The sequence below is a fragment of the Peribacillus sp. NPDC096379 genome (assembly GCF_044762875.1).
Taxonomy (GTDB): domain Bacteria; phylum Bacillota; class Bacilli; order Bacillales; family DSM-1321; genus Peribacillus.
In genome coordinates this window covers 1596582-1621500 of record NZ_JBIWFD010000001.1, presented here as the reverse complement: position 1 = coordinate 1621500, position 24919 = coordinate 1596582, and the positions used below count along the sequence as shown (strand labels likewise).

The window sequence follows — 24919 nt, the reverse complement described above, 5'->3', positions numbered from 1 at the left end:
CGTTACACGACATCTGCTTTTTTTACGATCCGCGGGATAGAATCACCTATGACAACTTGTTCTGATGTGATTTTTACTTGTTTATCCGTTATCACATTTTCGATATACGTTCCTTCGTTGATTTCCCCTTTTTGCATGATAATGCTATTTTTTACAACGGCTCCCTTTCGAATTTTCACGCCGCGGAATATAATACTGTTTTCAACCGTTCCTTCAATGTCACAGCCATTCGCAACTAAAGAATTAGATACTTTAGAAGAAATAGAATATTTAACTGGTGCTTCGTGCTTGATCTTTGTATAGATGTCCCAAGTATCATAAAAGAAATCTTGTGCAAGCTCCGGATTTAGAAAATCCATATTGCTTTTATAGAAACTAGAAATAGAATGAATGAATGGAAAATACCTTTTATAATGATAGCCATTAACTTTTAGATGATGTAAGTTGGCCTTTATGCCATCTTTTAAGAAATCATATTCTCCATTTTCACAACAAGTTTTAATAATTTCAATAAGCAAGTCCTTTTTGATGACAAATGTCTCAAGCCCTACTGATTCACCCTGCTCAGGTGATGTATAGAGTTCAATATTCTTAACTCTTCCATCGTTCCGAATCGCATATTTATGATAAATCGGTTTGTCTACAGGTTCCCCATCAAAGTCTTTATAGACAACGGTTATATCAGCATTGCTGTTTTTGTGATGTTCAACGATTTCTTGAAAATCCATTTTACAAACATGATGCCCTGGTGAGATAACCACCGTATCTTCAGGTGAACGGTGAAAAAACTCGATGTGATCGTGAAATTGCTGTAAATCACCTTTAATAAGTTCATCTGGATGAGTGGGAGGCAGTATGAACAGCCCACCATTGCGTCTATCTAAATCCCATTCCTTCCCTGAGCCAAGATGATCCATGATTGATCGGTATTTTTCTTTCGTAAACACGGCCACTTTCGTAATATCTGCATGAATAAAGTTCGACATGGTGAAATCAATTAGTCGATATCTTCCGCCAAAAGGAACAGCAGAAAGACAGCGATGTGATGTTAATTCTTTTAAATATTGTTTTTCATTCACAAGATTAATAACTCCAATTACGTTCTTCAAGTACACCGGCTCCCCTATATGCATATTCTTATTTAACACTACTTTTCCCGTTTGTTGCAACATATGAAATATTCTGGGCATCCCCTATTAATGTAATTTCTGCAGCCGGTGAAGATGAGCCAATTTCTGCACCATCTTCAACGCAAATGTCGCTCGCAATGATTGCATTATTAATCGTAACATTGTTGCCGATTTTTACATTCGGCATTATAACCGAATCTTTAATGGTCGTGTTTTTTCCTACTTGAACATTAAAGGAAAGGACGGAATGTTCAATATTACCGTGAACAACACAGCCTTCATTGACTAGCGACTGAGAGATATGCGCTTCTTTTGAAATATATTGTGGCGGATGATTTGCATTACCAGCATAAAACTTCCAATGTGGATCATTTAAATCGAATCCAGGAATATCATCCAAAAGATCCATATGAGCTTCCCATAAACTTTCGACTGTTCCTACATCCTTCCAATAGCCTTCAAAGCGATAGGCATACAAACTCTTTCCATCGCTAAGAATTTTCGGGATAATGTCCTTCCCAAAATCTTTCGTGGAAAATGGATCAAGCTCATCTTCGATTAAATACTTTTTCAATAATTTCCAATCAAATAAATAAACACCCATTGATGCTAAGTTACTTTTCGGTTTTGCTGGTTTTTCTTCAAATTCAGAAATTTTATTTTCTTCGTCTGTATTCATCAGCCCGAATCGACTTGCTTCTGACCAAGGTACTTCAATGACTGCTATAGTCGCTTGTGCACCCTTTTCAACATGATACTGAAGCATCTTGCTATAGTCCATTTTGTAAATATGATCACCTGATAAAACAACTACATATTCTGGGTCGTAATGATCAATATATTGAATATTTTGATAGACGGCATTTGCTGTACCCGCATACCACTCACCACCATCTTTTCCTTGATAAGGGGGAAGAACAGAAACACCTCCAAAGTTTCTGTCCAAATCCCATGGTCTACCATTTCCAACATAATGATTTAAGACAAGCGGTTGATATTGTGTTAACACTCCAACTGTATCGATTCCAGAATGAGTACAGTTACTTAGGGGGAAATCGATGATACGGTATTTTCCGCCAAACGGAACAGCCGGTTTTGCAAGTCCAGTCGTTAATTCGCCAAGTCTTGATCCTTGCCCTCCTGCTAATAACATTGCGATCCATTTTTTAGATTTCATTATGAATTACTCTCCCCTGCCGCTTTTTTGTTTGTTTCATAAAGATTGTTATGCCAAGTGGCGGAACTTTAATGTTCATGCTGTATGGCTGGTTATGATGAGGCTGTTTGTCTACTGTAATTGCTTTTTCATTAAGCTGCCCTGAACCTCCGAAGGCTTCCTCATCGCTGTTTAATACCTCGATGTATTTTCCAGTAGAAGGCACTCCAATTCGATAATCATGATAAACATCTGTTGAAAAATTACAAACAATAATGCAATAATCTCCTTTCCGTTTTCCATGCCTCATGAAGGTAATGACACTTTGGTCCCGATTATCGGCGTCAATCCATTCAAAACCTTCCTGCTCATGATCTAATCTCCATAAACTGGATGTGTCTTTATAGAAATGCTGAATCGTTGTAATGTAGCGATTCAGTTTAGCATGAGACTCATAATCGAGAAGAAGCCAGTCTAGCTCCTCTAATTCTTTCCATTCGGCAAATTGTCCAAATTCTGCTCCCATGAATACGAGCTTTTTACCCGGATGTGTCATGAAGTACCCATAAAGTAATCGATAATTGGCGAATTTTTGCCAATAATCACCTGGCATTTTATTCAATAACGACAGTTTCCCATGAACCACTTCGTCATGTGAAAAAGGAAGAATAAAGTTTTCCGAGAATGCATAGAAAAATGAAAACGTTAAAAGATTATGATGATAGCGTCGTTCAGATGGATCAAGCTTCATATATTTAAGAAGATCATTAGCCCATCCCATATTCCATTTGTAATTAAAGCCTAAACCCCCAATGGAAGTTGGTGCACTTACCAATGGATGATCTGTTGCCTCTTCTGCCATCATCAGAACTCCAGGGTATTTCGCGAATACTGCTTCATTCATTTTTTTCAAGAATGAAATGGCTTCAATATTCTCCTCGCCACCGAATTGATTCGTTAACTTCTCTGATTGAGGATTATCGTGATTCAGATAAATCATTGAGGAGACCGCATCTGCACGGAACCCGTCAATATGGTAGACCTCCATCCAAAACATTATGTTAGAGATTAGAAAACTATGAATCTCGGGTTTGCCAAAATCAAAACTATAGGTACCCCAGAGAGGCCGGTCAGCTTTACGTGCATCATGAGGTTCATAAAGTGGCGTACCATCGAATCTCCCTAAACCATGTTCATCTCTGCAAAAATGGGCCGGCACCCAATCAAGGAGGACCCCTACCCCTTTTTGATGGCACTGATCAACGAAATACATAAAGTCTTCTGGCGTTCCATGTCTACTCGTTATCGAATAGAATCCGGTAAGCTGATAGCCCCAGGACAAATCTAATGGGTGTTCCATTACCGGCATTAATTCAATATGTGTAAATCCATGCTCGACCACATAATCGATAAGCTCATCAGCAAGCTCACGATAGGAATACAAATCTCCATTTTCCTTTTTTTTCCAAGATGCCATATGTAATTCATAAACAAGAAGCGGTTTATGATAAGATTCTTCTTTATTCCGCTGTTGTAGCCACTTTTTATCCTTCCATTCATATTGGTCCAAACGCTTCACAACAGAAGCTGTGTTAGGTCGTAATTCCGAGAAAAACGCGTAGGGATCTGCTTTTAATTTCTTCTCCCCATTCGCCGTTTCTATCTCGTACTTATAAATTTCCCCTTCCTCGAGATCTGGGATAAAGGAAACCCAAATTCCAGAATGATTCACTTGTTGCATTACGTGCTGAGCACCATTCCAGTTATTAAAATTCCCGACGACAGCAACTTGCTTAGCATGCGGAGCCCAAACGGAAAAGCGGACACCATCATTTCCTTTATATGTACTGACATGCGCACCTAACATCTTATAACTTTCAAAGAGTGTTCCTTCATGAAATAAATACATTTCTAATTCACTAGGAAAAATATCTAAATTTTGACTCGCTATGCTGTTCACACGTACACCTCCAATTTTTAAAAGTAATAGATACTAACATAGTTCTATAATTTAGATTCGCTATTAAAAGCATTATTCCTTTAGCGAAAAATGTTTTTTAATGTCGAATTGTAGGAAAATTCAAAAAAAGAATAGTATTTTACAAACAAAAGAGATTTTCCTATCAAGGGAAACGCTTTCAATAAAAGGGTGTTCATTTCCTTTTGACTAATGATTTTTTTACATTTAATTGATAATTTTCTCATTTTGATTTTCAACTTATTTTTCATACCAATATATTATTATTGAATAATGGTATTTCCTTATATCCAGTTTCTTCAGCATAATCCGTACACAAAAAAGAGGCTGTTTGAGCAGCCTCATTTCAATGGTCTATGTTGCTTTTTCATCGCTTACTTTTTCGATCCGATTGATAAACAGATAAGATAACGCAACTGACCAAGCAAGCGGCGTATTGCCATTAGGAATGTTTGTGCCACCGATATATAATTCTGGCACTTCCCAATTTTCTGGAATAATCGCTTCTGTTTTTTCTAAATAACCAATCGCCTTATTAAAGAGACCTAATTCTAAATAACAAAGACCAAGCCACGGAAGTCCAAAGCACCATTCAGCCTCACTGCCTTGATTATAATACTGGTCATTTTCGTAACGAATCACGCCATATTTACGTTCTAATTTGTTCGATACATTTTCAACAACTTTCAGTGCGGTTTTACGATCCAGTATTCGATATGGATAGACAAGAGAGAGCAATGCTAAATCCGTGTCCTTTGATTCACTTTCTCTAGGAAGAAGAAATCTTAATGTTTCTTCGCCTTTTTTAATGGTTTCTTCTTTCACATTCACGAGCATTTTCACTGCATGCAATCCTGCTATACAGGCCCCAATACTTGAAGTGTGGAGCTCCATATTCTCTTCCCACATTCCATTGTCTTTTGCTTGCCAATATTGTAGACAGTCTAGATAATCAACGAGCTTTTGAACAATTTCTAAATCTTTTTCATCGCGAATCACTTTTTGCCCTAAACGGAAGCCTTCACCTACTCCCCATAAGAATGCACCAATCGCATCATTTTGGGCATGACCCCATTCGACAGGTATTTCCTTTAGATCTGTTGAATAGCGTGAGTGAATATACTCAAACAAATATACCGGACGCTTTTGTCGATGGATATCAATTTTCCATTCGTATGTTTTAAATAGATCGAATAAGGCATGATATGCTTTTTCATAACGTTCTGATGGTTTTTGCATAAAAGGAAGAACCGTATAAACGATATCCCGAATCCATACAAAACTGTAATCTTGTGACAAACTTGCCGTATAAGCTCCATTCGATAAACGCATCCGATCTAGAACTTTAATGGCTTCATTCGTATTCATTTAATAACACCCCCATAGCTATTTGCTTTCCTCTCCATTGTTGACAGAGTTACAATTTCTAAACATATGAAGGCAAGGATTTTAAGACAAGCCCCCATAAGATAACGCTTACAATTGTTGTTACTTATACTTTATGTTGAAATATGTGATTTGATTATCAACATCTAAAATTCAGCATCTGCCTAAATGAATAATGTTATATATTGGCTATTCCAGCTCTTATAAAAAAGGCGATTTATCATTCTTTCTTACTAAATATATTGATTAAAGTATGGAAAATTCAAAAAAACCCAAAATTATTGGGTTTTCATCTAAACGATTATAGTACGTGTTCAAAAGGAGGATAAAAAAAGAGCCAAGATGTTCTAGGAATCCATACCTCAAATCCTTCGCGTATACAATAGTACGTGAGGACCGGACTTGGGCAGGGTGTGCTGACCTTTGTGTTACGTACAGAACGTGCGCAGTTTTAATAGAAGGTCATTAATGAGTAACAATGAAATTCGGCAGCACTTTTTATCGGACTTTTTGAACAACCTCTTAAAACGATTAAAGTAAAAATCTTAATATCATAAGTGTCGTAACTCCTACAAGAACTGTGCCGAGTAAACTCCTTGTGTAAATAGCTACTAGTAACGTTGGAATTGCAGACAGTAGGTTTAAAGTGTTTGCTTGAAAAGAAACTTTATTATCAAGTAAAAGTAATTCAGATGCCAATAAAGCAGCCATTACAGCCACGGGTACATGCTTGAGCCAATTTATTCCCCATTCTGGTATTTCAAGTTTACTTAGGACAATCAGAGGTAATACTCTAGGTATAAATGTAACAATGGCAGATCCAATAATGACGCTCATAATATACCAATTTATCTCCATTTTGAAATCACCAACCCGATTGTAGCTGAAAGTATTGTCGCCAAAATGACTCCAGCACTTCCTGATACGAAAAAGCTTGCCGCTAGGACAATAATACCTGAGCTTACTGCAACGATGATATCTGTGAAGTACTTTTTCTGGCTAAGAATTTGTAGAACTAGTAGGCCGATAAACATGGCTGGCAAAGCGAAATCTAGTCCAAATAGTTCGGGGTCTGGTATCCATTGACCGAAAATACCTCCAGCAATTGTAGCGAGTACCCAATTTAAATAGGCAGCTATATTTAAACCGAGCATCCATTTATAATCTAATTGTTTTTTTGATTGGGCGTGGGTAATGGCTACTCCAAATGTTTCATCTGTTAGTAATGCACCTGTGATAAGATTTTTTGATGTCGTATTTTTCCTAAAGTATGGAGCAATTGCTGCACTTAATAGTAGATGTCGACTATTGATGAAGAAAATGGTGACGATAATCGCAGATACAGGGTGACTTGCTGCAATCATTCCTGCTGCAATAAACTGACCTGAGCCAGCATAAAGAAGCAGGCTCATTAGTGCAATTTCAATCATGTTCAAGCCTGCAGTCTTTTCAACAACTCCTGCTGCGAATCCAATACTGAGGTAGCCTAATAATGTAGGAATGCAATCTTTGACTCCTTGCCAAAAACTATCTCCCTCTTCCATTACATTTTTGTTCAAATCTGTACTTAGTTCACTCATTTGTTCTGCTCCTGTTCTGCATGGATTTGTTCACTATTCAACGATGATCATTTTTTGTTTCTTCTATAATAGAAGGTAGCTTGCTGTATATTCTTATGACATCGTCTATTTTCATTCTGACCAGTCCACTTGAAGAAGGAGCAACAAATTCAATCGTTTCTGGAATAACTCTTTCGTCTTGTACACCCCAAAGTATATCTCTTTTTTTGCTGTATTGCTGATATACCCCCTTGCCTACAAAGCAAACTACCTTTGGCTTGAAAGTTATAATTTTTTGCTTCAATTCTTGCCTACCTTGTATGTATTCCTCTTTCGTAATTTCATTAGCCGCTTTAGTGGGCCGTGAAACAATGTTCGTAAATCCATAGCCTAATTCTAATAGTGAGCGATCTTCAATCGGCTGATATTTTCTTGGTGTTAATCCCGCTTCATGGATAATCCGCCAAAAGCGATTGTTCGGATTTGCATAATGATGACCGGTTTCACCAGAGCGGACGCTAGGGTTAAAGCCGACAAAAAGCAGATCCAAATCTACCTTAAGATGATCTAAGATGCCTTCCATTCTACTCCCTCTTCTCATTTCTTATATATCTATTTTACATTCGCATAAGGAATTTCCTACCCTTTTCACAATATTTATCCTCCATTGGAGGATAAATATTGTGAAACTTTTACTTCTATAAAATAAAGCCAAAGGTATTACATTCTCTAGCCTCGTTTTCTTAATCCATCCATCATAAATCGAATTAAGTTTTCAATTTCTGCATCTTCATCCAAATTATCTGGTTGTAAGACAAACCGTGATACGAAATAACCGCCAATCATCGTAAAAATCATTCTTTGAATTGTATTGCTTGGGATATCGATAAGTTCACCACGTTCTTTATACATATTAATCACTTTGATAATTCTATCTAAGATGTTTTCAGCAAAAAAAGGCAGTAACTCTTTCCTTAATTCATCACTATATAAAAGTTCTTTGACAACAATTTGAAATATTTCTTTATTTTCATTAATAAAGTCGATTCGATTTTTTAGTAAAGCTCTCAAAAAGTCCTCAAAACACCCAATGTTTTTTGACATAATTTCATTAAAAACCTCTTCAGCCATCGTAGGGATGGAATCCTTTATAAACGGGAGAATAACAGATAGTAATAAATTATCCTTCGTTCCATAATGGCGAAAAATGGTTCCTTCAGCAACCATCGCTGCTTTTGCTATTTCACTTGTTGAAGTGTTTGCATATCCTTTTTCTGCAAACAGTTTTATAGCAGTTTCAACTATTTTTTGTTGTTTATCTGTTTGTTTCTTTGTTAATTTAGTTTGGGCTATGATTACATCCAATAGATTGTCTTTAGACAATGAAGACCACTTCCTTTAAACTCTGGACTACTTATAACTTACGGTACTTTTTCAATGCCAATATATTCAGTATAATAAAGATTGTCGCAAATACAACCAATGCGAATAGATCCCCACTTATATCCTTCAAACCTAGTCCTTTATACATGACACCTTTCAAAGCGTCAGCTGCATAATAGATTGGCATGATTTTACCAATGGATTGTAACCAATTCGCCATTCCTTCAAGCGGGAAAATCCCGGCAAAGAATACTTGTGGGATAACAGCGATTGGAATAAATTGTACCATTTGGAATTCTGAAGCGGCAAAGGTGGATAACAGTGTTCCTAATGAAAGAGCGACTAACGCTAGCAGTAAATTAATAAGGATAACATTCCAAACGGAACCTACCATAACCATATCTAATACATTTATTGAATATATTACGATAATAACTGTTTGAATTACAGCAAATATACCAAAACCAACCAAATATGCTGTTACGATTTCTCCTCTGCGAATTGGTGTCGACATTAACCGTTCCAATGTACCGGTCGTTCGCTCCTTTAATAATCCAATTCCTGAGATGAGAAATACAAAAAAGAATACAAAAAAACCAACTAAGACAGGACTTAATACATCAAAAAATGCTGTTTCACTGTTTCCGTATACGTATTGTGTATCTATTTCTTTTTTCTGTATTACCACTGGTGCAGCATTTAAATTTAAAATTTTTGATTGGGCTTGCAAGGATACTGATTGGTTTACTTTCATCTGCAAGACTTTCGCTATTGATGGGTCGCTATTTTCTAATGTTAGTACCAATTTTTCATCATTTACTTCCAATAAACCATCAAGATCTTCTTCTACGATTGTTTCCTTATCTGCTTGTTCATAATGCTTCAAGTCAATATTTGCTTCGACTAATATTTTTTCGAGGTTATTTTCAACATTCACTACGCCCAATTTAGGGTCAACAGTATTTCCGTTAAATAAGAAATACATTAAGGTTAAAATGATTAATGGTGCAATAAACAGCAATGCTAATGTTCTTTTGTCCCGTAGCATCTCCTGACAAATTCTTTTGATTAATGCCACTGTTCTCATGAATCTTTCCTCCCCGCTTTTAAGAATACCTCCTCTAAATTATCAACCTGGTATTGCGCCTTTAATTCTTTTGGTGTACCCCTAGTTAAGATGACGCCATCTCTTACCATCGCTACAAAATCACATTTTTCCGCTTCATCCATAACATGTGTAGTCACAATGATTGTTTTTCCTTCCTCATTTTTCAAGCGTAACAATTCCTTCCAAATGCTTAATCGCAATTCAGGATCGATTCCTACAGTTGGTTCGTCTAATATTAAGATTTTTGGATTTTGGATTAAAGCGATCGCAAGAGATAATCTCCGTTTCATTCCACCGGAGTATGCCGATACTCTTTTATTTAGCTCGTTTGTTAAATTGACTAAATTTGCTGTATAAGTGATACGTTCCTTCATCTCTGTTTTATTCAATTTGTAAAGTGAAGCAAAGAATTTAAGGTTTTCCTTCCCTGTTAACTCGGTATACAGGGCATCAGATTGTGCCATGTAACCAATCTCTTGGAGTAATCCTAAATTGGGCATTTTTTCATTTAATACGTGAATCGTTCCAGTATCTGGGGTATCCATACCAACAATCATTTTTACTAATGTTGTCTTTCCGGCGCCTGAAGGACCAATAAACCCGTAAATTTTACCTTCTTCAATTGTAAAATCAATTTGATTTAAAACTACTTTTTTGCCAAAGCTTTTGCTCACTTGGTTAATAGCAATACTGACATTCATTTATATTACCTCCTCTAAATAATAAGTGAGTAATTACTCACTTATTATTTCTCTTCTTCATTCTTATGTCAATAAAAAGTGAGTGATTACTTATTATTTTTAAGGGGCTGGTCCCAAATGAAAAAGGTCAGACCCCACAACAAATAAATACAGTTTAAGATAAGTGTATATAACACTATCTACTGATTTAGAGTGCAAGGGCTGACCCGAGTTATTCTATTTCATTGAATTAGTTTAGCAATTCTTATGCTGTTCCTAATACTACCCCTAATTTCTTTAAATACTGACGATACGCAATACTTACCCGATCACTCTTAAGCGATAGTTCCACTTGCAAATCCAATGGTAAGTCTTCAGGTTTTTGGTTTTCTACGATTGGTTTGTCTTGAGCAAATATCATATCCTGAAACTCAATTATTTCCTGATCTGATTGACCTGAATCATAATTGAATAACATGACACCAAATGCAATGGATTTCTTCTCTTCCACAGGTAAAACTGTTAAAAGAATCACCATCTCTTGCCCTGTTTCATGATCCTTTTTCGTAAAACGGACGGTTAATGGACGAAGAATTTCATACGTATAGTACACATGCTTCGGTTGTCCTGAACCATCTGGATCCGGTTGATAGATCGCAATCTCACCGGAACGAATGCTTTCATCCTCCCAATGAATATCATAATCACCAATAACCGAATGCTCTGGGACACCGAGAAAGCCTCCATGTAAAATAGATAAATGACCAACGTCAAGAAAATTTTCCACAATTCTAGGCGGATTTGCTAATGCTTCAACAGGTCCCCATATCACACTACGAAAGTTCTCATCATTATATTCAGGAAGATTAAATAACTCTGTACCAGAGTTTTCGAGATTTACCCAAATTAGTCCATATTTTTCGATACAGCCATATTTAAAAGCCTTTGCTTTCTTTGGAATCGCTCGACCTTCAGGAAGTTGAGGGATGTGAGTACATTCCCCATTCGATTCGTATTCCCATCCATGATATGGACATACCAACTTTCCATCTTTCACGCATCCTAATGACAAAGCTGCTCCTCGATGTATACATAAATCTTTAAAAGCATGAACACCTTCTTCATTGCGGAAAAGAACCAGACGCTCACCCATTACAATAACTTGAACAGGTTCTTCTTTAATATCTATCGACCTACTAGCAACGATCCAATCATTTCGTAAAACATCATCTTGTATTAACAACATAGTTCCCCCTCTAGCCAGTTCACTTCAGTTATAATTTTAAAAATATATTAAGAAATTGTCAACAGAAACCGAATGTTTTTTTAAACAATTAAAAAAATGTTCGTTTTTTTATTTACGAAACGGACTTTTTCTCCTATAATAACGTTTATAACTTTCACAAACATATTTCCGAGGGGGAAAGTATCAGGTGGAACACCAAAAGAATAATTCAGAAGTATTAGTAGGAATTGATGAAAAAATCAGTGTTGGGAGATCGATTTTGCTTGGATTGCAACATGTACTGGCTATGGATCTCTATATTGCACCAATCATCATCGCCGGCTTATTGGCGCTTGATACGAGTAATACAACGTTCTTTGTACAAATGTGTTTTTTAACGGCTGGTGTTGCGACAATCATTCAAACTGGATTTGGAATTAAACTTCCAGTCGTACAGGGACCATCCTATGTTCCGATCGGTGCTCTTGCGGCAATTGGGGGGAAGCTAGGACTTGGAGCTATTTACGGAAGCTTGATTCCCGGAGCAATTTTAATCGCGTTGCTTGGATACCCATTGAAAGTTTTTGCGAAAACGGTTGTGAAAATAATCCCACCACTCGTTGGCGGAACTGTAATTGTAATTGTTGGAATTTCTTTAATGCCAAATGCATTTAATAGCATTTACGCAGCACCCGGAAACTTAGGTCACAATGTCATTGTTGCAGCTGTATCAGCTGGTGTATTAGTTGCCTGTATGATTCTTGGTAAGCAAGCAAAACACTTTGGGACCTTTTTCAGACTTGTTTCAGTTATTCTTGCAATCATAGCTGGTACAATCACAGCTCGTCTTTTTGGTAAACTTGACTTTTCAGCTGTTTCCGATGCAGCTTGGTTTTCCCTACCTAAGCTATTTCCTTTCGGAGCACCTATATTCGATATGAGTGCTATTTTAACAATCCTCTTTATTTATTTAATTATTTTAATTGAAACAACTGGCACATGGTTCGTTGTCTCTAAAGTGACGGATAGTGAATTAACGGAACAAAGATTGAATAAAGCATCATTTGGTGAAGGTCTTGGTTGTTTCGTTAGCTCGTTATTCGGCGGAACTCCAATGACAGGATATTCCTCAAATGCCGGAATTATTGCTATCACTGGTGTTGCTAGTCGAATGGCGATTCTCGCAGCTGGTGCGATCTTGATTGCTTTAGGACTTATGCCGAAACTTTCCGCTTTGATTATTTCTATTCCTGAGCCTGTAATCAACGGTATTTTCGGAATCGTCTGTGTAGCTATTGTTATGAATGGATTTAAAGTTATCCAACATGTCGTAGTAGATGATCGTAACATGATGGTGATTGGTATACCTATTCTATTGGCAATCGGTGTAACCGTACTTCCAAAGGACATACTCTATTCTTTACCTGACTTTGCAAACTATCTACTTTCTTCTGGAACTGGTATAGGTGCCATTTCTGCTGTTGTTTTAAATTTGATTATTCCTCATGAAAAACCTAAACAGAATTTGCAGAATGCTGGGTAAGACTTAAAAAAATCCTTACGTTAATAAACGTAAGGATTTTTTTATTAACCGTGAATTATTAGTGGATAACACCTTGTAAAGGACAATAGTTAGATTAGGCTGTTTATCCCCCACATATTTTATTCTTAATTCTCTAAACAAAGATAAAGTTAGGAGTATTGTACCCTGTTAAACCAGGAAAACAAATAGGTTGGTTTGTTTAGGGCTTTAGTTATGTACAAAACTTAATTGGTTACTGCTTGTAAGTTTACAGGCCTATTTAATGGGTTTATCTTTCCCAGCTCACCAAATCTTTGTATTAAATGGTTTTCTATATCGTGATCTAATGGCAATTGTTCAGATGAGAATGGGTTTAGCTGTGCATTTTCGCCAATCATAACTGAATACTTTGCATGTTGAAACATTGTCATATCATTTGCATCGTTGCCAAATGCAATATACTCCCCTTCTTCCACACCCAATTGCTGTAATCCACTCCATTTATCTACTCCTTTTGGGCTTATATCTAAGATTCCTTCATTTCCATGAATGTGAACTACTACTTCCATTTTGCTAAGTTGTTCTGATACTTCTCCCATGTTATCTGAAGTAAGTATCAAGATTTTTACAATTGACTGTAATTTATCCAGTTCAACATTTTTAGCACATTTTTGTGGGTCAAGGTTATTTAAAATGGGATGATTAGCTGGCCCCGTATAAGCATAATTCCAATCGCTATCTATTAAGTAAGAAACATTATACGTCTCTAGTAATTGAACAATATCGGCGAGTGTTTCTTCCGCAAAACCCACTGATAATATAATTTTTCCGTTTATTGCAACCATTGATCCATTTCCACCAATCATTGGGTATTGATGAAAACGTGCATGTAATACGGGGAGTAAATCACGTATTGGCCTAGCTGAAGCAAAAATGACTTCATGCCCTTGTGCTACTAACTTTTCTAACGATACTAGTAGTTTTTCAGAAACAGGCTGACCTTTAAAGCAGATTGTCCCATCTAAATCGAATACAAATTTCATTCTACTCCACTCCTACATTTTTTTATTGTTCTTAGCATATCAGTTTATCTTATAATGAAAAGGACATATGTCCCAAAAAGGAGTTCTATATGAAATATATTCAAGATTCGGAGCTACTTGAAAAAATTTTACAGGAGTATCATGTTGAAGAAATGTTTGATCAAACAAAGCAACTCCCATTTACACTACAGCAATATACACCAGATGAAATTATTCTACTTGAAGGAATGGAGATGCAATCACTGTTATTCTTGGTAGATGGGAAAGTGAGAATAACATCAAGTATCGAAACCGGAAGATCACTTTTACTACGATTTATTCACCCTTTTTCCATCATTGGAGATATTGAATTAATCCGTGATGTTCCCGTTCAATCACAAGTTCAAGCAGTCAATGAGTGCTTATTAATCGGACTTCCCTTCGATTATATAAAGCAATACGAAATAGACAACCCAAAGTTTTTGCATACACTTTTAGAACATGTATGCTATAAACTTCAAACTTGCACAACAGCTTCTCGTGTAAACTTATTAGCATCTGTTGAAAACAAATTTGCGAGTTACCTTATGTCTACGATATCAGCTGAACCTAATAACAACTTTGGAATAGAGCTAACGACTTCCAACATCAAAGAAATGGCAAATTTACTTGGCACGACATATCGCCATCTAAATCGAATTATTCATTCTCTTACTCAAAAGAACATTATTGAAAGAGACAAAAATTCTATTCGTATATTAAATTGGGATGATTTAGATAAAGCATCCAATGGAATTCGATATAAGTAAAGATGAATAACACTGATTTCTTCATGGGTTATCCATAAATGTTTACATCCAAATCATCTTTGCATAGTGTACTTAACCAGTTTCTTAAGTATTATTCCACAATCTTTAGTCGAGTAACTTTATTGCCACTAAGCAGTTCCTTAATCTACCTTTCAGTTGAGATTTCCTTTTCTCTTTTCATTACAAAAATACCCCTTTTGATAAACAGATCCAAAGAGGTGAAACATCGCAACTTTATTTGAAACCCGTAACGAAATTTAAACTTTTATAAAATATCAAGAAACAAATATGATTTCGAATACCATAAAAAAACAGCCTCCCCCAATTATTAAATTACATTTTGAGGAGACTGTTTTTCATTAAACACCAGCTTTTAGATTTTCTTCGACCATGTCAATAAATTGTTCCAATATACGTATATCATTCGTCAACTCTGGATGAAAAGCGCTGACAAGAATATTTTTTTGTCTTGCACAAACGATTTTCCCTTCATAGTATGCAAGTACTTCAACGTCTTTGCTAGCTCTCTCTCCATATGGTGCACGAATGAAAATCGCTTTAAAAGGCTGAGCTAAATTTTTTATATCTATGTTCACTTCAAAGCTTTCACGCTGACGGCCAAACGCATTCCGCCAAACTTCGATATCAATTAATTGTAAATGAGCGGTGTCAGATCCACTTACTTTTTTCGCGAGTAAAACCATACCAGCACATGTTCCAAAGATTGGCTTGCCTTGCTTTGAAAATTGCAGGATCGGTTCCATAAAGCCATAACGATCCATTAGCTTCCGCATCGTTGTGCTTTCGCCACCGGGAAGAATTAAGCCATCGAGCTCTGCTAATTGGTCAGTTTGCTTTACAATTACGGCTTTTTGTCCAGTTGCTTCTATCTGTTTCACATGTTCACTAATGGCACCTTGTAAGCCTAAAACACCAATCGTTGCCATTACCAGCCACGCTCCTGCATTCTTTCTGCTTGCGGTAATCTCGAAATATCGATGCCTTTCATAGCGGTTCCTAATTCTTTGGATAGCTTCCCAATTAAATCATAATCAGTGAAATAAGTTGTTGCTTGGACAATAGCATTCGCGAATTTCTCTGGATCTTCTGATTTGAATATCCCAGAACCGACAAATACGCCGTCCGCTCCAAGCTCCATCATTAATGCTGCATCAGCAGGTGTTGCCACGCCGCCAGCTGCAAAGTTCACGACCGGTAATTTGCCAGCTTCTTTAATTTGTTTCAAAATCTCATAAGGAGCGCCAAGAATTTTTGCTTCAGTCATGATTTCGTCATCGTTCATTAAAGTAAGTTTACGAACCTGTGCTTGCACTTTTCGCATATGACGAACTGCTTCTACAATATTCCCTGTACCAGGCTCCCCTTTTGTCCGTAACATCGATGCTCCTTCACCAATTCTGCGTGCTGCTTCCCCTAGATCACGACATCCACAAACAAATGGAATTGTAAAGCTGCTTTTTAATAGATGAAACTCTTCATCAGCAGGTGTCAATACTTCACTTTCATCAATATAGTCCACACCCATCGCTTCTAGCACTCTCGCTTCAACGATATGGCCAATTCTAGCTTTCGCCATGACCGGAATCGTTACAGCATTCATAACTTCTTCTACAATTCGCGGATCTGCCATTCTAGCAACTCCACCTGCTGCGCGAATATCAGAAGGTACTCGCTCAAGTGCCATGACCGCAACAGCTCCTGCTGCTTCCGCAATTCTTGCTTGTTCCGCATTGACAACGTCCATGATGACGCCACCCTTTTGCATTTGAGCCATTCCTCTTTTAACTGCATCTGTTGCTACTAATCTCTCCATTCTTAATCCCCCTAAAAAAATATTTGCAATTTTCATTTATATTCCTTAGTATAAAAAGAAAGTGGCATCATTAAAAGTGTCAGTTTTCCATTAAATAACGGTGTCAGAGGAGAGGTTATTAATTATGAATATGCTTTCATGTGTATTAAATCGGGAAATAGCCATCCCTTTATATGAGCAATTATATGAATATATTAAAACAGAAATCATTGAAGGTCGCCTAGAATTCCAGACAAAGCTTCCGTCAAAACGAAAATTAGCGCAGCATTTACATATAAGCGGGAACACAGTAGAGACGGCTTATGAACAGCTAGCGGCTGAAGGGTACTTAGAGGTCAAAGCTAGGAAAGGATATTATGTCATGGACTTGGAGGATTTAGAATATGCAGGCGCAAAAACTGATATTTTGCCATTGTATGAATCTAAAAAAACATATGACTATCACTTTCATCCGAGTCAAATTGATACCGAACATTTTCCTTTTGCACAATGGAGAAAGTATGCAAAAAACACGATGGATTTAGCCAATCAAGAGTTGCTATTACTAGGTGATGCCCAGGGAGAATATTCGCTTCGCCGAGAAATTGCTACATATCTATACCATGCACGCGGGGTGATTTGTGAACCAGAACAAATTATCGTTGGTGCAGGCATTGAGATACTACTTCAGCAGCTTGTGTTGTTATTTGAGAGGAATTCAGTTTATGGTGTGGAAGACCCTGGATATCATTTATTTCAAAAAATTATCCAAAGCTATGGTAATCCAACATTCCCACTTGAAGTTGATGAAGATGGCATAAAAGTGGAAAGCATTGAAAAGCACAAGATTAATGTTGTCTATGTGACACCATCGCATCATTTCCCTTATGGCTCTGTACTTTCCATTAATCGAAGAACTAAGTTACTCAACTGGGCATCGAGCTCTGAACATCGGTATATTATTGAAGATGATTATGATAGTGAATTTCGTTATACAGGAAAATCGATTCCTTCTTTGCAAAGTATGGATCAATTTGAAAAAGTGATCTACTTAGGTTCGTTTTCAAAATCACTCATCCCATCGCTTAGAATCAGCTATATGGTGCTTCCTAAACCGCTCATGAATCGGTATACGGAGGAGCTTTCGTTTTATCATTCAACGGTATCTCGAATCGACCAGCAAATTTTGACTAAATTTATAATTCAAGGAGACTTTGAAAAACATTTAAACAAAATGCGGAAGCTATATCGACGTAAATTGGACATTGTTTTGACACTATTTAAGCCCTATCAAAACAAAATCTCAATAATTGGCGAGAGATCCGGCTTGCATATTGTGTTAGTCGTCAATAACGGGATGGATGAAACGGCCCTTATCAATCAAGCTGCAAAAGCAAGTATAAAAATCTATCCGATGTCTGCGTATTCAATTGAGAAGAAAATTGATGCACTTCCGGAACTTATTCTTGGTTTTGCTGGTATTCCTGAAGCAAAATTAGATGATGCGATTCAACTATTATTGCATGCCTGGGGATTTTCCAGTTAAATGATTAGAAGGAATGTTTTTCGAGGTGGGATACTTCGTGAAAAAAATCAAAGTGATCCTTACACAACTAGTAAGAACGTTCATAAAATGAATGAACGTTCTTTACTTATTATCAATTCATATAGATAATTGTAGAAATCTTGATATCCTTCTTCTACAGTTGTTTATCCCACCACCATTTGTTATTAAGATACCATTGAATAGTTTGTGTTAATCCTATTTCAAATGAATAGTTCGGTATCCAACCTAATTTCTCTAATTTTGTTGGGTTGATTGCATATCGCTTATCATGTCCTTTTCGATCTTCTACAAACTCTAGCAAACTTTCTGATTTTCCGAGTTTATGGATAATTGTTTTTACTACCTCTAATGTTGTTCGTTCATTATGCCCGCCAACATTATATATTTCCCCCTTTACACCTTCATGCATCACTAAATCGATGGCTGAACAGTGATCATACACATGTAACCAATCTCGAATATTTTTACCATCCCCATACACAGGAACTTTCTGCTCCTGTACAACGCGAGAAATTGTGAGAGGGATAAGCTTTTCTGGGAACTGGAATGGCCCATAATTATTAGAACATCGTGTAATATTTATGGGTAATCCATAGGTTTCATGGTAGGCACGAACAAGGAGATCAGATGAGGCTTTACTTGCACTATAAGGACTATTTGGTAACAGTTTCGACTCTTCCATAAAAAAGGTGGTAGGATCAAAATCAAGTTCTCCATATACCTCATCTGTGGAAACATGGACAAACTTCGTTACCTTATTTTGATGCGCAGCATGTAATAAGATTTGTGTACCTAAAACATTAGTTCGAACAAAAATTTCAGGATCTGTAATCGATCGATCAACATGACTCTCTGCGGCAAAATGAACGACAAAATCAAACTTCTCTTTCGCAAATAAAGCCATAATTGCCTTACAATCTGTAATATCCATTTTAATAAAGCGGTAATTTTCTTTTTTCTCAATATTCTTGTGTTTGGATAAATCCCCTGCATACGTTAACAAATCTAAATTATAAATATGATACTCTGGATATCTATTCATCATTTGTTGAACAAAATGACCACCAATAAATCCCGCCCCACCTGTCACAAGAACTTTCTTTTTCATTTACTTCTCCTTTTTTACTAACATACTTAAATAACGTTCTAGGGCATCTTGCCAAGCTGGTAATGATTTAAAACCGTTACTTTTAAGCTTTTCCTTTGACAGTCGAGCATTTTTTGGCCTTACAGCATTCACAGGATAATCTTCGGATGAAACTACACGTACTTGTACATTGCAATTTGATTGTTTGAATATTTCCTCAGCAAACTCGGCCCAACTGCAAAAACCTTCATTCGTAGCATGATAGATGCCATATTTATCTGTTTGGACCATACTTATTAACAATTTCGCTAAGTCATGCGTATACGTAGGGGAACCAATTTGATCACCTACTACCTTTACCTCCTCACGGGATTTCGCAAGATGAAGCATTCTTTTTGTGAAATTATTGCCATTTATTCCAAAAACCCATGAAGTACGTACTATAAAATATTCTTGTAACATACTTTGTACCGCTTTTTCACCTTCATATTTTGTTAATCCATAGTAACTCTTAGGACACGGTAGATCTGTTTCCACAAGCGTTTTTTCACCTAGTCCACCAAACACATAATCCGTGCTAACATACATAAATTTTATATTAAGTTCTTTAGCTACATTCACTAAATATTTTGTGCCTTCCACATTGACATTCCAGCAAGTTTTTTTGTCACTTTCAGCTAGATCAACCGCTGTGTAGGCAGCACAATGAATAATTACATCTGGTTTCAAATGTCTAATATAATGATACACTTCTTGCTCTTTCGTTATATCTAAATTCCTTCTCCTGGTTCCATGTACATCTAATCCTTGCTGCACCCCTTGCCTCATAACATCGTAACCAAGCTGTCCACCGATACCAGTCACTAATAGTTTCAATTCCTCACTTCCCAAATACAAAATTATGTTCAGCATCTTTTAAAAGTGGCGCTTTCTGGTCTTTAGCTGATACTATAGGTTCATTATGAATCGGCCATTTTATATTGATCGTCGGGTCATCCCAGCGTATTCCTCGATCAAAGTTCGATACATATTCAGTATCAACTTTATATTGGACTTCAACATTATCTGTTAGCGTCAAAAAACCATGAGCAAAGCCTTTGGGAATGTATAATTGCTTTTTATTTTCCGCATTTAATTCGATGCCCATCCATTTCCCGTAGCTTGGACTTCCTTTGCGTATATCCACCGCCACATCAAAAATTGCCCCATTTGTACAACGGACGAGCTTGACTTGCGCTTTAGGATGTAATTGGTAATGTAAACCTCGTAAAGTCCCCCTTTCTATAGATAAGGAGTGATTATCTTGAACAAAAACCACCTCTACTCCTAATGCCTTTAATGTTGTTTGGCTATATGATTCAATAAACCAGCCACGTCGATCATGTAATACAGCTGGTTCAAAAATTAGGACCCCTTTTAACTTGGTTTTAGTAATCTTCATTACGCCACCATACTTTCCTAGAGTAATAATTTTATAGGAATTCAAAAATTTGTACTTTGTATCGCTATTTATCTATCCACTATACGAGTAAGATATTTCCCATAGTCACTTTTTTCTAGTGGTTTAGCTAACGCTAGTAACTGTTCCCTAGAAATATAGCCTTTCCGAAAGGCAATTTCTTCTAAACAAGCTATTCTAAGACTCTGCCGATCCTCAATCATCTCCACGAATAATGAGGCCTGCAATAATGATTTAGGAGTGCCAGTATCTAACCACGCAAACCCTCTACCCAAAAGCTCCACATTAAGCTCTCCTTTATTTAGATAGTATTCATTGATGGTCGTAATTTCAAATTCTCCTCGAGGTGATCGTTTAATACTTTTAGCAATGTTAATGACTTGATTGTCGTAAAAATACAAGCCGGTAACAGCATACGTAGATTTAGGTTGAATTGGCTTTTCTTCTAATGATAAGACGATTCCATTTCGATCAAATTCTACGACTCCAAATCTCTCGGGATCTTTAACCGGATAGCCAAAGATAGTCGCACCTGATTTAATCGCTGCTACTCGTTCCAGCGTTTTTGTAAAATTATGACCATGAAAAAGATTATCCCCAAGTATGAGCGCTACGGAATCTTCCCCTATAAACGGTTCTCCAATAATAAATGCCTGTGCAATTCCCTCAGGCTTTTCTTGAATCATATAAGTAAGTGTAATGCCTAGTTGTGATCCATCGCCAAGTAAGGTTTGATAACGTGGTTGATCTTCGTCGGTTGTTATAATTAGAATTTCTCTAATACCCGCAAGCATTAAAACCGATAGTGGATAATAAATTAAGGGTTTGTCGTAAACAGGCATTAACTGTTTGGAAACAGCTTTTGTTAAAGGATATAGTCTGGTACCAGTTCCGCCTGCTAGTACGATACCTTTCATATTCAGTCACATCCTTCATAAGACTTTTGTCGATTGTCTAGCAAGATTGAAACGTGAAATTACGATTCATCTAATTTATTTTAGTTACTCCCCCCATTTACAATTGGTATGTGTCATTTCATCTACTATGTATGATTTCTACTTCAAATTATCACTTTTCACGACATTAACGTTATATTGCTTTTTTAGTTCAAACAAAATTTATTTCTTGTAAAATATTAATCCACAAGTACATATATATATTTTATTGAATGGAAATCTGGAAGGATGGAGATCGAATTGAAAAAAACAAGTGTGATTATTCTTACCTACAATCAGTTACCTCTAACCATAAGATGTGTGAATAGCATTCAAAAGCACACTGTGATGGAGGAAATTGAAATAATTGTCGTTGATAACGGCTCGACAGATGGTACTGTTGATTATCTTAAGGGTTTACCTTTTATCAAAACTTGTTTTAATCCCAGCAATGTGGGATTCGCGAAGGGTTGTAATCAAGGATTAAAGCTTGCAACTGGTGATTATATTTTATTCATAAATAATGATGTCATTGTGACGGAGAATTGGTTAGATCCAATGATTGAGCTACTAGACAAAGAGAATGTAGGGATGGTCGGGCCTGTTAGTAATTATGTCAGCGGGTTACAGCAGATTTCTGTCGATTATCAAGATATCGAGCAGATAGACGACTTTGCTTCTAGATACTGTGAACAGCAACGTGGAAAATCCAGACGCGTACTACGTTTAGTAGGATTTTGTTTATTAACAAAACAAGAGATTTTGGAAAAAATCGGTGGTTTTGATGAAAGATTTGCATATGGCTCATTTGAGGATGATGATCTATGTCTTCGTGCTATACAAGAGGGATACCAGCTACATATCGCTTTAGATTCTTTTATCCACCATCATGGTCATGCAACTTTTAGCGGAAATCAAGATATCGACATTCATTCCTTATATCATGAAAATCGGCGGAGATTTATCGATAAGTGGCAAATTGATTTAACTTATTTCACCCATCCACGTCCAGAAATTGTTGATTTAGTCCCTATTGAAGCTAGGAAAATACTAGATGTAGGCTGCGGTGCCGGTGCAACCGGTTTAGAACTTTTAAATCGGCAGCCTTGTCAATTATATGGGATTGAATTAAATGCATTGGTAAGTTCCATTGCCAAAGCGCATTATGAAACTGTAGATCATACAGATGTTGAAGTACTAGAACTCTCTTACCCACTTAATTACTTCGATACGATTATACTTGCTGACATCCTAGAACACCTAAAAGATCCTTGGAAAGTTATTCAAAATCTGTCTAAATATCTAAAACCTAATGGCTCCATCATATGTAGTATTCCTAATATATCTCATGCTGAGGCACTTATCCCTTTATTACAAGGTAATTGGCATTATACCGATGCGGGAATTTTAGATCGAACCCATTTAAGATTTTTCACCCCTCAAACCGTTCACACATTATTTCCATCTAACCAATTTGAAATAATCGATCAACGTTATCAGCAAATTGCCGTAGAAACCAATGTAGAGCTTTTCCTTAATGAAGTCATTCATTTAGCTGAAAATTTCGGGTATAACATGGATCAATTAGCGAACTACAGTAAGGTTTATCAAACACTTATACATGTAGTAAAAAAAGAAACGAATGAATAAATCTGATAACACAACTACTTAGATATGAGAAAGAACGGCTTGGTACACAGTGCCGTTCTTCTTTATCTAGCTACATCTCATTTTGAAAGCATATGCGTATATACTGGATGAGGACACATTCACAAAGGTTTTTATACTACAATGTCAGATAAAATAAGCCGACACAAAAACGGAAATTATTTTCCACTTTTAGTCAACCCATCAAAATATTCTTTGTTTGCTAACATTCTCGGATCGTTTGGCCTATATAGTAGTGCTGATTCATTGTGTTTGGAGGCTAATTGATACTGACCTAATCGATCATAACAAACAGCTAGTTGAAGATGTGGTAGCCAAGAAGAACATGCGTTGTTTTGAAAACTTAATTTTTCTACTTCTTTATTTTCTAAACTTTTTCCATACCAATAAATAGCTGTTTGGATTTCATTCTTTTCTAAAAAATAAAAACCTAATCTGCAACATGTTTCCGGTTGAGGGATTCCATATGAGAGTGCTTTTAATGCCCAATGTGCTTCTTGTTCTTTAAGATTGAATTGATGGTAACAATCTGCTAATTTGCTACATGCACGAATATTATCTTCTACCCAACCTTGCTTGGTTCTTAGAAAGCGAAGATAATATTCAATCGCTTTTTTATAATTTCCATGATCGACTAATTCATTTGCATAGTAAAACAAGTCTCGTGGAGAGAATTCCTTTCCTTCCGTTAGCATTCTTTCATAAATAACGAGGTTGCGATTGGGATCGTGAGTAAGTGGTAAATGTGTCACCGCTATATCACTATCATGGATGATCCCGTGAACGGCTAAATATTCATGTACCTCTCCTATCCAAAGGAAATGGTTTTCCCTTTTAACTAAGCGATTTCTCCTTATACTTGTCGTTATATTTTGCTCTTCATCGGAAGCTAGATGATAATCCATCGATACGGAATCAGTATTTCGATTCAAAGTCTGTTTAAGATGAAGAAATTTTTTTTGATCAAGTTCTAAAAATGCATCATCTGCATCCAACCATAAAATATAGTCCTTTGTTGCTTGATTAAATGAATAGTTTCTAGCTGCTGCAAAATCATCGATCCAGGAAAAATCAAAAATCCGGTTCGTATACAAATTAACAATTTCCTTCGTGCGATCCGTAGAACCAGTATCAACAATATTGATTTCATCTACGATATCACGCACAGACTCTAAACATCGACCAATTACGTCTTCTTCATTTTTCACAATCATACATAGACTAATTGTAATCAAACACTCCCCCCCTATTCCTTTCATAAATATATGCAAAATTAATATATTATTTCCGAAATAATTTTAATTATTGCAAATCTTCCTCAGTAAGAGAGGACACTTCTTAATCTAAGATAACTGGTTTCAAAATGAATGAGCTGATCTTGCTACTGATATCAAAAAGTTTTAAGCGACAGCAATGATTAAGTAATTGAATT

23 protein-coding genes are annotated in these 24919 nt (G+C 36.5%); 4 read left to right on the top strand and 19 right to left on the bottom strand.

Annotated features, from left to right (window positions below):
* Window positions 1–2 precede the first annotated feature (2 nt).
* The 11 genes from glgD to ACIQZI_RS07605 form a co-directional block, all read right to left on the bottom strand.
* Window positions 3–1109: a glucose-1-phosphate adenylyltransferase subunit GlgD gene (gene glgD / locus ACIQZI_RS07655; protein ID WP_403071234.1), complete on the bottom strand. Its 1107-nt coding sequence runs from the start codon at window positions 1107–1109 to the stop codon at window positions 3–5.
* 28 nt (window positions 1110–1137) lie between these two features.
* Window positions 1138–2307, bottom strand: a complete 1170-nt coding sequence (locus tag ACIQZI_RS07650; protein ID WP_062179354.1) for a glucose-1-phosphate adenylyltransferase — start codon at window positions 2305–2307, stop codon at window positions 1138–1140.
* Complete coding sequence (gene glgB, locus ACIQZI_RS07645) at window positions 2297–4195, bottom strand: 1,4-alpha-glucan branching protein GlgB (RefSeq protein ID WP_403072139.1); 1899 nt, start codon at window positions 4193–4195, stop codon at window positions 2297–2299. The genes ACIQZI_RS07650 and glgB overlap by 11 nt, the downstream gene beginning before the upstream one ends.
* A gap of 423 nt (window positions 4196–4618) precedes the next feature.
* Window positions 4619–5632 carry a glycoside hydrolase family 15 protein gene (locus ACIQZI_RS07640; RefSeq protein WP_062179351.1) on the bottom strand — a complete coding sequence of 338 codons (1014 nt, stop codon included), beginning with the start codon at window positions 5630–5632 and terminating at the stop codon, window positions 4619–4621.
* A 549-nt stretch (window positions 5633–6181) separates the two neighbouring features.
* Window positions 6182–6508 (bottom strand): AzlD domain-containing protein, encoded by a 327-nt coding sequence (locus ACIQZI_RS07635; protein WP_403071229.1) that lies wholly within the window; start codon window positions 6506–6508, stop codon window positions 6182–6184.
* Window positions 6499–7230: an AzlC family ABC transporter permease gene (locus ACIQZI_RS07630; protein ID WP_403071226.1), complete on the bottom strand. Its 732-nt coding sequence runs from the start codon at window positions 7228–7230 to the stop codon at window positions 6499–6501. Before ACIQZI_RS07630 ends, ACIQZI_RS07635 begins: the two co-directional genes overlap by 10 nt.
* 37 nt (window positions 7231–7267) lie before the next feature.
* On the bottom strand, window positions 7268–7792 hold the full coding sequence (locus ACIQZI_RS07625; RefSeq protein WP_403071223.1) for a mismatch-specific DNA-glycosylase: 525 nt from the start codon (window positions 7790–7792) through the stop codon (window positions 7268–7270).
* 146 nt (window positions 7793–7938) lie between these two features.
* Window positions 7939–8592 (bottom strand): TetR/AcrR family transcriptional regulator, encoded by a 654-nt coding sequence (locus tag ACIQZI_RS07620; RefSeq protein WP_403071220.1) that lies wholly within the window; start codon window positions 8590–8592, stop codon window positions 7939–7941.
* A 31-nt stretch (window positions 8593–8623) separates the two neighbouring features.
* Window positions 8624–9679: an ABC transporter permease gene (locus tag ACIQZI_RS07615; protein WP_403071217.1), complete on the bottom strand. Its 1056-nt coding sequence runs from the start codon at window positions 9677–9679 to the stop codon at window positions 8624–8626.
* Entirely contained in the window at window positions 9676–10401 is a 726-nt protein-coding gene (locus tag ACIQZI_RS07610) for an ABC transporter ATP-binding protein (RefSeq protein ID WP_403071214.1), read from the bottom strand. Before ACIQZI_RS07610 ends, ACIQZI_RS07615 begins: the two co-directional genes overlap by 4 nt.
* 244 nt (window positions 10402–10645) lie before the next feature.
* Window positions 10646–11623 carry a Rieske 2Fe-2S domain-containing protein gene (locus tag ACIQZI_RS07605; protein ID WP_062179330.1) on the bottom strand — a complete coding sequence of 326 codons (978 nt, stop codon included), beginning with the start codon at window positions 11621–11623 and terminating at the stop codon, window positions 10646–10648.
* 190 nt (window positions 11624–11813) lie between these two features.
* Between ACIQZI_RS07605 and ACIQZI_RS07600 the strand changes: the two genes are divergently transcribed.
* Window positions 11814–13148 (top strand): uracil-xanthine permease family protein, encoded by a 1335-nt coding sequence (locus tag ACIQZI_RS07600; protein ID WP_403071211.1) that lies wholly within the window; start codon window positions 11814–11816, stop codon window positions 13146–13148.
* Window positions 13149–13372: 224 nt separating this feature from the next.
* Here the strand turns inward: ACIQZI_RS07600 and ACIQZI_RS07595 are convergent, their stop codons facing one another.
* Window positions 13373–14170 (bottom strand): HAD-IIB family hydrolase, encoded by a 798-nt coding sequence (locus ACIQZI_RS07595; RefSeq protein WP_403071208.1) that lies wholly within the window; start codon window positions 14168–14170, stop codon window positions 13373–13375.
* Between the two features lie 89 nt (window positions 14171–14259).
* On the opposite strand from ACIQZI_RS07595, the gene ACIQZI_RS07590 reads away from it, so the two are divergent.
* On the top strand, window positions 14260–14958 hold the full coding sequence (locus ACIQZI_RS07590) for a Crp/Fnr family transcriptional regulator (RefSeq protein ID WP_403071205.1): 699 nt from the start codon (window positions 14260–14262) through the stop codon (window positions 14956–14958).
* A 359-nt stretch (window positions 14959–15317) separates the two neighbouring features.
* Here the strand turns inward: ACIQZI_RS07590 and pdxT are convergent, their stop codons facing one another.
* Window positions 15318–15905, bottom strand: a complete 588-nt coding sequence (gene pdxT, locus ACIQZI_RS07585) for a pyridoxal 5'-phosphate synthase glutaminase subunit PdxT (RefSeq protein WP_403071202.1) — start codon at window positions 15903–15905, stop codon at window positions 15318–15320.
* Window positions 15905–16792 carry a pyridoxal 5'-phosphate synthase lyase subunit PdxS gene (gene pdxS, locus ACIQZI_RS07580; RefSeq protein ID WP_403071199.1) on the bottom strand — a complete coding sequence of 296 codons (888 nt, stop codon included), beginning with the start codon at window positions 16790–16792 and terminating at the stop codon, window positions 15905–15907. Before pdxS ends, pdxT begins: the two co-directional genes overlap by 1 nt.
* Before the next feature lie 124 nt (window positions 16793–16916).
* Between pdxS and pdxR the strand changes: the two genes are divergently transcribed.
* Window positions 16917–18317 carry a MocR-like pyridoxine biosynthesis transcription factor PdxR gene (pdxR, locus tag ACIQZI_RS07575; protein WP_403071196.1) on the top strand — a complete coding sequence of 467 codons (1401 nt, stop codon included), beginning with the start codon at window positions 16917–16919 and terminating at the stop codon, window positions 18315–18317.
* A gap of 154 nt (window positions 18318–18471) precedes the next feature.
* Here the strand turns inward: pdxR and rfbB are convergent, their stop codons facing one another.
* From rfbB to rfbA, 4 genes are all read right to left on the bottom strand, one after another.
* A complete protein-coding gene (gene rfbB, locus ACIQZI_RS07570) occupies window positions 18472–19446 on the bottom strand; it encodes a dTDP-glucose 4,6-dehydratase (protein ID WP_403071193.1) in 975 nt (324 codons plus the stop codon).
* Window positions 19447–20301: a dTDP-4-dehydrorhamnose reductase gene (rfbD, locus tag ACIQZI_RS07565; protein WP_403071190.1), complete on the bottom strand. Its 855-nt coding sequence runs from the start codon at window positions 20299–20301 to the stop codon at window positions 19447–19449.
* Between the two features lie 4 nt (window positions 20302–20305).
* Entirely contained in the window at window positions 20306–20866 is a 561-nt protein-coding gene (gene rfbC / locus ACIQZI_RS07560; protein WP_403071187.1) for a dTDP-4-dehydrorhamnose 3,5-epimerase, read from the bottom strand.
* Between the two features lie 68 nt (window positions 20867–20934).
* Entirely contained in the window at window positions 20935–21801 is an 867-nt protein-coding gene (gene rfbA / locus ACIQZI_RS07555) for a glucose-1-phosphate thymidylyltransferase RfbA (protein ID WP_403071184.1), read from the bottom strand.
* A gap of 267 nt (window positions 21802–22068) precedes the next feature.
* On the opposite strand from rfbA, the gene ACIQZI_RS07550 reads away from it, so the two are divergent.
* Window positions 22069–23469, top strand: coding sequence for a glycosyltransferase (locus tag ACIQZI_RS07550; protein WP_403071181.1), 1401 nt, complete (start codon window positions 22069–22071; stop codon window positions 23467–23469).
* Window positions 23470–23645: 176 nt separating this feature from the next.
* Here ACIQZI_RS07550 and ACIQZI_RS07545 read toward each other — a convergent pair whose 3' ends face one another.
* Complete coding sequence (locus tag ACIQZI_RS07545; RefSeq protein WP_403071178.1) at window positions 23646–24722, bottom strand: tetratricopeptide repeat-containing glycosyltransferase family 2 protein; 1077 nt, start codon at window positions 24720–24722, stop codon at window positions 23646–23648.
* Window positions 24723–24919: the final 197 nt, after the last annotated feature.

Excerpts from the sequence above, each read along its gene's own strand:
- ACIQZI_RS07650 (WP_062179354.1), bottom strand. The coding sequence starts at position 2,307 with ATGAAATCTAAAAAATGGATCGCAATGTTATTAGCAGGAGGGCAAGGA.
- glgB (WP_403072139.1), bottom strand. The coding sequence starts at position 4,195 with ATGTATTTATTTCATGAAGGAACACTCTTTGAAAGTTATAAGATGTTA.
- ACIQZI_RS07640 (WP_062179351.1), bottom strand. The coding sequence starts at position 5,632 with ATGAATACGAATGAAGCCATTAAAGTTCTAGATCGGATGCGTTTATCG.
- ACIQZI_RS07635 (WP_403071229.1), bottom strand. The coding sequence starts at position 6,508 with ATGGAGATAAATTGGTATATTATGAGCGTCATTATTGGATCTGCCATT.
- ACIQZI_RS07630 (WP_403071226.1), bottom strand. The coding sequence starts at position 7,230 with ATGAGTGAACTAAGTACAGATTTGAACAAAAATGTAATGGAAGAGGGA.
- ACIQZI_RS07625 (WP_403071223.1), bottom strand. The coding sequence starts at position 7,792 with ATGGAAGGCATCTTAGATCATCTTAAGGTAGATTTGGATCTGCTTTTT.
- ACIQZI_RS07615 (WP_403071217.1), bottom strand. The coding sequence starts at position 9,679 with ATGAGAACAGTGGCATTAATCAAAAGAATTTGTCAGGAGATGCTACGG.
- ACIQZI_RS07610 (WP_403071214.1), bottom strand. The coding sequence starts at position 10,401 with ATGAATGTCAGTATTGCTATTAACCAAGTGAGCAAAAGCTTTGGCAAA.
- ACIQZI_RS07595 (WP_403071208.1), bottom strand. The coding sequence starts at position 14,170 with ATGAAATTTGTATTCGATTTAGATGGGACAATCTGCTTTAAAGGTCAG.
- ACIQZI_RS07590 (WP_403071205.1), top strand. The coding sequence starts at position 14,260 with ATGAAATATATTCAAGATTCGGAGCTACTTGAAAAAATTTTACAGGAG.
- pdxT (WP_403071202.1), bottom strand. The coding sequence starts at position 15,905 with ATGGCAACGATTGGTGTTTTAGGCTTACAAGGTGCCATTAGTGAACAT.
- pdxS (WP_403071199.1), bottom strand. The coding sequence starts at position 16,792 with ATGGAGAGATTAGTAGCAACAGATGCAGTTAAAAGAGGAATGGCTCAA.
- pdxR (WP_403071196.1), top strand. The coding sequence starts at position 16,917 with ATGAATATGCTTTCATGTGTATTAAATCGGGAAATAGCCATCCCTTTA.
- rfbB (WP_403071193.1), bottom strand. The coding sequence starts at position 19,446 with ATGAAAAAGAAAGTTCTTGTGACAGGTGGGGCGGGATTTATTGGTGGT.
- rfbC (WP_403071187.1), bottom strand. The coding sequence starts at position 20,866 with ATGAAGATTACTAAAACCAAGTTAAAAGGGGTCCTAATTTTTGAACCA.
- rfbA (WP_403071184.1), bottom strand. The coding sequence starts at position 21,801 with ATGAAAGGTATCGTACTAGCAGGCGGAACTGGTACCAGACTATATCCT.
- ACIQZI_RS07550 (WP_403071181.1), top strand. The coding sequence starts at position 22,069 with ATGGAGATCGAATTGAAAAAAACAAGTGTGATTATTCTTACCTACAAT.